General features: G+C 72.9%; 7 protein-coding genes. 1 reads left to right on the top strand and 6 read right to left on the bottom strand.

Translation table 11 applies throughout. The features are described from left to right. From VB739_RS10470 to VB739_RS10450, 5 genes are all read right to left on the bottom strand, one after another. Positions 1 to 920 (bottom strand): protein phosphatase 2C domain-containing protein (locus tag VB739_RS10470; RefSeq protein ID WP_323357006.1); only part of this gene is annotated, 920 nt, incomplete at its 3' end. Then, positions 914 to 1,651: a vWA domain-containing protein gene (locus VB739_RS10465; protein ID WP_323357005.1), complete on the bottom strand. Its 738-nt coding sequence runs from the start codon at positions 1,649 to 1,651 to the stop codon at positions 914 to 916. The genes VB739_RS10465 and VB739_RS10470, both read right to left, overlap by 7 nt. Positions 1,652 to 1,654: 3 nt before the next feature. Beyond that, the gene (locus VB739_RS10460; RefSeq protein WP_323357004.1) at positions 1,655 to 3,010 is read right to left on the bottom strand and encodes a protein kinase domain-containing protein; all 1,356 of its coding nucleotides are present in this window, start codon (positions 3,008 to 3,010) and stop codon (positions 1,655 to 1,657) included. After that, a complete protein-coding gene (locus VB739_RS10455; protein WP_323357003.1) occupies positions 3,007 to 3,717 on the bottom strand; it encodes an FHA domain-containing protein in 711 nt (236 codons plus the stop codon). The genes VB739_RS10460 and VB739_RS10455 overlap by 4 nt, the downstream gene beginning before the upstream one ends. Next, a complete protein-coding gene (locus tag VB739_RS10450) occupies positions 3,714 to 3,998 on the bottom strand; it encodes a hypothetical protein (RefSeq protein WP_323357002.1) in 285 nt (94 codons plus the stop codon). The genes VB739_RS10455 and VB739_RS10450 overlap by 4 nt, the downstream gene beginning before the upstream one ends. 59 nt (positions 3,999 to 4,057) lie before the next feature. Here VB739_RS10450 and VB739_RS10445 point away from each other — a divergent pair, with 59 nt between their 5' ends. After that, complete coding sequence (locus VB739_RS10445; protein WP_323357001.1) at positions 4,058 to 6,355, top strand: transglycosylase domain-containing protein; 2,298 nt, start codon at positions 4,058 to 4,060, stop codon at positions 6,353 to 6,355. 1 nt (position 6,356) lies between these two features. Here VB739_RS10445 and VB739_RS10440 read toward each other — a convergent pair whose 3' ends face one another. Further along, positions 6,357 to 7,457, bottom strand: coding sequence for a rhomboid family intramembrane serine protease (locus tag VB739_RS10440; protein ID WP_323357000.1), 1,101 nt, complete (start codon positions 7,455 to 7,457; stop codon positions 6,357 to 6,359). Positions 7,458 to 7,485 lie beyond the last annotated feature (28 nt).

Genomic DNA, 7,485 nt, shown 5'->3' with positions numbered 1-7,485 from the left:
GCCACCGCCCGGCCGATCGCCGGGCGCCGCCGCCGGGGACGGGATGGGGCCTGGGCGGTCTGGGCAGGGGATGGCGTCACTGCAGGAGGCATGGGCAACGGCGACGGCCGCTCACCGGGCGCCCCGCTGCGGGCGATCGCCACGGTCACATCGTCGCCGCTGCCCTCGCGGCTGATCCGATCCAGCGCCTCAGGCAGGTCTGCGGCCGCCTCGCCGCCGCTGCCGGCCAACCAGGCCGCCAGGGTGAGGAAATCGCTGTCGGTGGCGCAGGACTTGCGGATGCCGTCGGTGCAGAGCACCAGGGCGAAAGCGCGCGGTTCAGGAGCCAGGGGATGCAGGGCCGCCCGGCGGGCGAACAGGGACGCCGCCTGGGGCTGGCAGAGGCTGCAGGTGGCTTCGCCGAGGGCGGTGGGTTCGTTCTCCTCCTGCAGCAGCCGGGCACGGCCGTCCGCCTCCACCCGCACCAGGTCCCAGTCGCCCAGGCCCGTATGGCCCCACCAGCGGGGCGTCATCACCACCAGCCCCAGGGTGCTGCCGTAGAGCATGGGCTCAAAGTCGCCCTCGCCCGGCTCGCTCTGCCAATGGGCCTGCACCGCCTCCAGCCAGCGGCGCTGGACCGCCTCGGGCAGGTCGTGGGCCAGCCAGCGGCTCCAGCCCCCCTCCCCGTCCGCCGGGGGCGTGGCGGCCAGGGCGTCCCCCACCACGGCCAGGGCCGTCTCGCAGGCCAGGCGACTGCCCACCTCGCTGCGCCGGTAGCGCCGCCCGCCGTGGCCATCGGCCACCGCCATCAGCATCACGGGATGCCCCTCAGCGTCGCGCAGTTCCCCGCAGAGCACGGCGTCCTGGCAGGGGCGGCCGGCCCTGAGGTGGGCGGCCCCGGCCCGGCTGGCAGTGATCGGCGCCGCCCAGCGGTTCACCACACCAGGGGACCGACATCATCGGTGGGATCCAGCACGGTGGGGGGCAGATCCGGCAGGGGGATGTTGCCCGCCGCGGACTCCAGGGGCGTCTCGCTCACCCGGCTCGCCGGCATCGAGGCGGCCCCCACCACCGCCGTGGAGGCCCACTGGATGTACTGGGCCAGGGAGGTGGCATTGCTGGCCTGCAGGGGGCGGCGGGGCGAGCGGCCCGCCGTGGCCGGTTCCGTGCCGATGAACCGCTGCAGCACCTCCAGGTCGGCGTCGTGGCCCAGGGCGATGGCCAGGCGCACCGCCTTCTGGGCCCAGGGCACCCGCAGCAGGGCCTCGAGGCCGGCGGCGAAATCATCGGTGGGCTGGCCGTCGGAGATCAGCACCAGCACCGGCGGCAGGGCGCGCACCTCCATCGGCGGGGTCTGCAGGGCCGCCGCCACCAGCTTCAGGGCCTCCCCCATGGCCGTGATGCCACCGGCCTGCAGATCGCGCCATTCCAGCTGGTCCACCGGCGTGGGGGTCTCGATGTGCCAGGCGGCGTGGTCGGCGAAGCGCACGGCCCGCACCAGCACCCGCGCCTCCGGGTTGTCGCGGGCCACCGCCGCCATGCCCGGCAGCGACTGGCGGATGGCCTGGTTGAGGGCCTGCATCTTGCCCGACGCCGCCATCGAGCCGGAGCAGTCGCAGAGGTAGAGGAAATGGAGCGGCCGGTTGGCCAGCTTGACGTCGGGGAACGGCATCTCTCAGGTGGCGGGGGATGGCCGGGTGGGGCGCTGAATGGCGATCGGACCCGCTGGGGACTGGATCCGGGCGAGTGCGGCGAGGCTACAGCTCTCGCCAGGCTGCACCGGCTGGACACGGCCGTCGTGGGTCTCGGCACTCCAGGCAGCGGTCGAGAGATTGCGCAGCCCCAGCCGCCTGTGGTCCTGGGGATGGGCCACCACCCGGGCCAGCGGCCGGCGCAGATCCTCCCCGGCCAGGGCATCGAAGTGGTGGGGGTGCAACTCGTTGTCGGGCGCCGCCAGCACGGCCCCATGGTCCAGCTGCAGCGTGATCGGCTCCGGCAGGGGGGCAGCGCAGCTCCAGCACAGCGCCGGCGCGCCGCTGGCCTGGAAGTTTTCCTGACCGCAGGCGGGGCAGAGGACACGACGGTCGAGGGTGCGGGCCAGCTCCTGCTTCCACTGGCCGGTGAGGGCCCGGCGGGAGGGCTGCTTCATGCCGCGGCAGAAGGTCTGCTCGAACAGCGCCTGGAGGGGGCGGGGGTAGATGGGCCAGGTGATCAGGGCGGCCGCATGCTCGATCGGGTCGGGCCGGTTGCGGTCGTCCAGCGGATCAAAGATGAACACCGGGTCCTCGCCGCAGAGGCGCCGGCGGGCCGGCTCGTCAAGGCAGCGGATCGCCAGCTCCATCTGGCCCTTGAGCGGATCGTGGCGGGTGAGCAACCGGAACAGCAACACCGCCAGGGAAAACAGGTCGCTGTCGGCGCCGGGTCGGGCCTGGCCCAGCAACACCTCCGGGGCCATGAAGCCCGGGGTACCCAGCACGGCGCCGTGGTCGGCGCCATCCACCGCGACGTTGTCGTTGTCGCAGATGAGGATGCTGCCGCTGCCGGGCTCCAGGAAGAGGTTACCGAGCGAAACATCCTTGTAACAGAGGCCCGCCAGGTGCAGGGCATGGAAGGCATCGGCGAGGCCGAAGCAGGCGCGCAACACCTGGTGCAGGCCAATCGCCAGCCGGCCGGCGGCATGCTCGCAGGCGCCCACGTAGGCGGGCGGCCGCAGGGGCATCAGGTAGCCGAAGCTCTCCTGGCGGATACGGATCAGGGGGCGGCTGGCGGGGCTGGCCCGCAGCAGGGCGATCGGCCAGAGGAAATCCTCATTCGGGGCGGTGGCCCGGATGCTCGCCACCAGGCGCCGCTCCAGGCCCCCGTCACGGGCGATGCAGGCCGGCAGGTACCACTTCAGGGCCAGCCGCTCCCCCTCCAGTTCCACCTCATACACCTGGCCCTGGGTGCCGCCCCCGAGGCCCCGGATGATCCGCAGCGGGGCCGCCAGACCCTCGAAGTCCAGGCTGGCGCCCTCCGGCAGGATCCAGCTCATGGACGCCTCCCCGCCGCCGGGGCCGGGCCCATCGCCTTGCGAATGCCGTTGCGGTGGGCCAGGGCCGTCTCCAGGCTGTCGAAGCGGTGCCGGTAGGCCAGGCCGTCCTGCAGCGTCACCTCCAGCAGATGCTCCCAGCGGGAGCCCAGCAGGATCCAGCCCGCCAGCGCCCCGAGCTGCAGGGGCCAGAACAGCCACGGGAAGGGAAGCAGCAGCAGGCCGCCCAGGCAGAGCAGCAGCCACCAGCTGAAGGCCTGGGGATGGCGCCGGCGGCTGCGCACGTAGGCCGAGCGGATCCGATCGAGGGGCAGGGAGCGGCCGGCGAAATCCAGCTGCCCGGCGGCCGGCTGGGCCACCACGGGAGCCGCAGGGCGCCCGCCGGCGCTGGCAGCGGCGGTGGCGCGGAACTGCAGCACCGGCCCCTGCAGGCCCAGCCGGATCTCGTCGCCATCCGAGAGGGGGCGGCAGTCCCGCAGCCGGGCGCCCTCGAGGTAGGTGCCGTTGGCGCTGCCGAGGTCACAGAGCAGCCACTGGCCCGGCCGCGTTCGCGACACCCGCACCAGGGCGTGCTGGCGGGAGACACCCTGGGCCTGACTCAGGCAGAGGCCGCTGGCCGGATCGCGGCCGATCGAGAGGGGCGTGCGGGGATCGAGCGGCACGCTGCGGCCGGGATCGTCCCGCAGCAGCAGCCGGGGGTGGGAGCTCATCGGGGGTCCTCGCCGGCCTTGGGACGGCGGCCCAGGCGCCGGTCGGCCAGGAAACGGCCCCACCAGCCCATCGGTTCCCCCTCCCGCCAGGGAATCACCCGCCCGGGGAACAGCAGGGCCGAGGTCGCCAGGGCCAGGGCCACCAGCAGCAGCAGCAGCAGCACCCAGCCGGGGATCGCCCCCACCCAGGTGGCGGCAAAGGTGGCCCGCAGCGCATACACCCCGATGGTCAGGGCGGTCCAGATGCGGAAGGGTGCCCATGGATCCCGGCGTTGCTCCACCTGGCCGGCCGCTCCGATCGCTGCGGGTAGCGTATGGGAGCAAGGCAGACGGGCCGGGGATGGTGGGGACGACGGAGCAGGCGTCGCCTGGCGACATCACCGCACCCAGCACCGCCCCTGGCACCGCACCCCACACCGCCGCCGCACCGACCGCGGTTTGGCTCCGCCTGTGGCAGGCCTTTCGCGGCCCCGCTGAGGATGGTGGCCGTCGCCGGGCCGTGACCACGGCCCTGGGGGAACTGAACCGCCACGGCGCCTGGCTGGAACTCTGGATCGGCGGCCAGTGCCGCCGGCGTGTGGCCCTGGAGGGCGGCCGCTACCGCATCGGCCGGGATCCCCTCTGCGAGCTCCAGGCCGACGCCACCGGCGTCAGCCGGGTGCACGCGATCGTGGAGCAGGAGCGCCCCGGCGACCGCGACTATGTCGGCGAGGATTTCGGCTCCGCCAACGGTCTGTTTCACCGCGATCGCCGCATCCGCGCCATTCACCTGCGGGACGGGGACCGGCTGCAGCTCGGTTCGCCACTCAAGGGGGAGGCGCCGACCCTGGTGTACCGCCATCCCCGCAGTCCCCTGGGGCAGCTGGTGCACTGGGGGGCCATCGGTGCCCTCGTCGGCTCGGGCGTGGCCCTGGGGGGCCTGTTGCTGGCCACCACCGTCTCCGGCGGCTCCTCGATCCGGTCGGTGAGCGGGCCGGTGAAGGTGTTCTCCACCGATGGCCGCCAGATCGATGCGGCTGAGGGCTCCTCGACGGCCCTGCCCACCCTGGCCGACTACCCCCTGCACCTGAGCCAGGCCCTGATCGCCTCGGAGGACTCCCGCTTCGGCTGGAACAGTGGCATCGACCTGTTCGGCACGCTGCGCTCCCTGGTGCAAGGCACCGGCGGCGGCAGCGGCCTGGCCCAGCAGGTGGCCCGCATGGTCTACCCGGCCGTGGGGACCGATGTGTCGGTGGCCCGCAAGCTGCGGGAGCTGTGGGTGGCCTGGCAGCTGGAGGCGGGCTTCAGCAAGAACCGGATCCTCAAGATGTACCTCGACCGGGCCTACCTGGGCCTGGGGGCGGAAGGGTTCGAGCAGGCGGCCCAGCTCTATTTCCGCAAGTCGGCCAGCGCCCTGGACGTGGCGGAGTCGGCGTTCCTGGTGGGCCTGCTGCCGAGCCCCAACAGCTACAGCCCCTGCAACCGGGAGAACCCCACCTGGGGAAGGGAGCGCCGCGACCTGGTGCTGGGGCGGATGCACGCCGAGGGCTACCTCTCCGACCAGGCGCTGATCGACGCCCGCCGCCGACCGCTCAACATCGATCCCTCCGCCTGCGGCGCGTCCACCTACTCCAGCTATCCCTTCTTCAGCGACTACGTGATCGGCGAGCTGGAGGGGCGACGCTTCGGCCTCGACCTCAGCAGTGCGGAGGCCCGGGGCAACTACGCGGTGATCAGCAGCATCGACCCGCGCCTGCAGGCCATCGCCCAGAAGCAGCTGAAGGCGTTCCTGGAGGGGCCGGGGGGCCGGGCCGGGCTCACCCAGGGCGCCCTGATCTCGATCGACTACAGCACCGGGGCGATCCTGGCCTACGTCGGCGGCGGCGATTACAGCCGCTCGAGCTTTGACCGGGTGCAGGCCCTGCGTCAGCCCGGATCCACCTTCAAGCTGTTCAGCTTCCTGGCGGCCCTGGAGGCCGGCGTGAAGCCCGGAGACTCTGTCTCCTGCGCCCCCCTGGCCTACGTGGCCGGCTGCCGCAGTGGCAGTGGCAGCACCAGCGTGGCGGCGGGCTTCGCCAGCTCCGACAACGTGGTGGCCCTGCGGCTGGCCCAGAAGGCCGGCCTGAACAAGGTGGTGGCCAAGGCCCGCCAGCTGGGCATCAGCACGCCCATGGAGGAGAGCGTCTCGATGGTGCTGGGCGGCAAGGAGACCTACCTGTACGAGCTGGCGGGGGCCTATGCCGTGGTGGCCAACGGCGGCCGCTCGGTGCCCCTGCACGGTGTGAAACGCATCTACGACCTGGGCATCTGCGGCTCGGTGCGGTCCCTGGCCGACTGCCCCCCCAGCGGCGTCACCACACCGGTGGGCGAGCTGTCCCGCCAGCTGATCGAACCGGCGGTGGCCGCCGAGATGGATGCCCTGCTGCGGCAGGTGGTGAGCGCTGGCACCGGCGGCGCCGCCGCCGTGGTGGCCGATGCCCGCGGCAAGACCGGCACCACCGACAACGGCGTCGATGTGCTGTTCGTGGGCTACTCCCCCTCCAGCCGCATCCTCACTGGCATCTGGATGGGCAACGACGACAACCGCCCCGCCCAGGCCGCCTCCGGCGCCCTGGTGGCCCAGCTGTGGGGGCAGGTCATGCGCGCCCTGACGAGCTGAATCAGCCCAGCCAGCCCAGTCCCCGGGCCAGTTCCTGGGCGCGGGTGACCAGGGCCCAGACCGTTCCCAGCACGGTGCCCCAGCACCAGGGGCTGCTCCAGAGCCGGGCCCTGGGGCTGCTGCTGTCCTGGGAATCGTGGCGGGGCAGCTGCCAGCCCAGCTGGACGGCGCCAAAGATCACCAGCAACACCCAGGCGGGGATCTCCACCGGCCCCACGACGAAGGGGTGGGCCTTCCAGTGCAGGAGGCTGAGGGCCGAAGCCAGGGCGATCAGCGCGGCGATCGGCCCGGAAGCCCCGTCCCAATGGCGCAGCACCTGGGCTCGGCGGGCGATCAGCACCGCCGGTGCCGTGGTGGCCAGGGCAGTGAGGGTGTAGCGCAAGAGCAGGGAGGCCAGGGGCAGCGACGACGCCCCCAGCACGATCGCCAGCATCACCAGGTTGAGCAGGGCCTCGCGGTTGGCCGCATGGATCCAGGGGGCGGTGATCCAGCACCAGGCGCGGCGGGGATCGCCGCTGGCCTCGAGGGTCAGGGGCCAGCGGCGGCGCAGGGCCCGCAGCGGGCCGAGGGCCAGGGCCTGCAGCAGGGCCAGGGCCACCACCAGCACAGCGCCGCTGCCCCAGCGCCAGGGATCAAAGAACCACTGGTCGAGTTCCCCGCCGGCCCAGAACAGCACCGGCGCCGAGGCGGCGGCCAGGGCCAGACCGGGACCGAGGGGCCGCAGGCTCTGCAGCCAGGGCAGGCGTCCGGAGATGGCAGGGGCCGCGTCCGTGGCCAGGGAATCGCCAGCGGGCCGCGAAGGGGCCACGCCGGAGCAGGCCTCCAGCAGGTCGAGCAGCTCGGCCAGCACCCTCGGCGCATAGATACCGGCCAGATACTGACTGAGGGCCGTGACGGCACTGCGTTGTGGGCCACCCTGCAATTGCAGCACCCGCAGCAGCAGGGGCTGGGTGGCGAGATCCCGCACGGGTCCTCGTAGACTCTCTTCCGCCCCGAGGGCGTCGATCAGCCGGTTGGCCAGGGCCTGGGGATTATCCAGGCTGACGGAACCGGTGGCGATCCACTGGCGCAGTTGCAGACCGAGCTCCTGACCCTTGCCCATGGTCGCCGCAGCTCCGCGGCCAGCAGGA

Source organism: Cyanobium gracile UHCC 0281 (assembly GCF_034931305.1).
Classification (GTDB): domain Bacteria; phylum Cyanobacteriota; class Cyanobacteriia; order PCC-6307; family Cyanobiaceae; genus Cyanobium; species Cyanobium gracile_A.
Note: the sequence above shows the minus strand (reverse complement) of the source record. Positions and strands in the feature narration are given on the sequence as shown.

Coding starts and splice junctions, on each gene's coding strand:
- VB739_RS10465 (WP_323357005.1), bottom strand. CDS start 1,651: ATGCCGTTCCCCGACGTCAAGCTGGCCAACCGGCCGCTCCATTTCCTC.
- VB739_RS10460 (WP_323357004.1), bottom strand. CDS start 3,010: ATGAGCTGGATCCTGCCGGAGGGCGCCAGCCTGGACTTCGAGGGTCTG.
- VB739_RS10455 (WP_323357003.1), bottom strand. CDS start 3,717: ATGAGCTCCCACCCCCGGCTGCTGCTGCGGGACGATCCCGGCCGCAGC.
- VB739_RS10445 (WP_323357001.1), top strand. CDS start 4,058: ATGGTGGGGACGACGGAGCAGGCGTCGCCTGGCGACATCACCGCACCC.
- VB739_RS10440 (WP_323357000.1), bottom strand. CDS start 7,457: ATGGGCAAGGGTCAGGAGCTCGGTCTGCAACTGCGCCAGTGGATCGCC.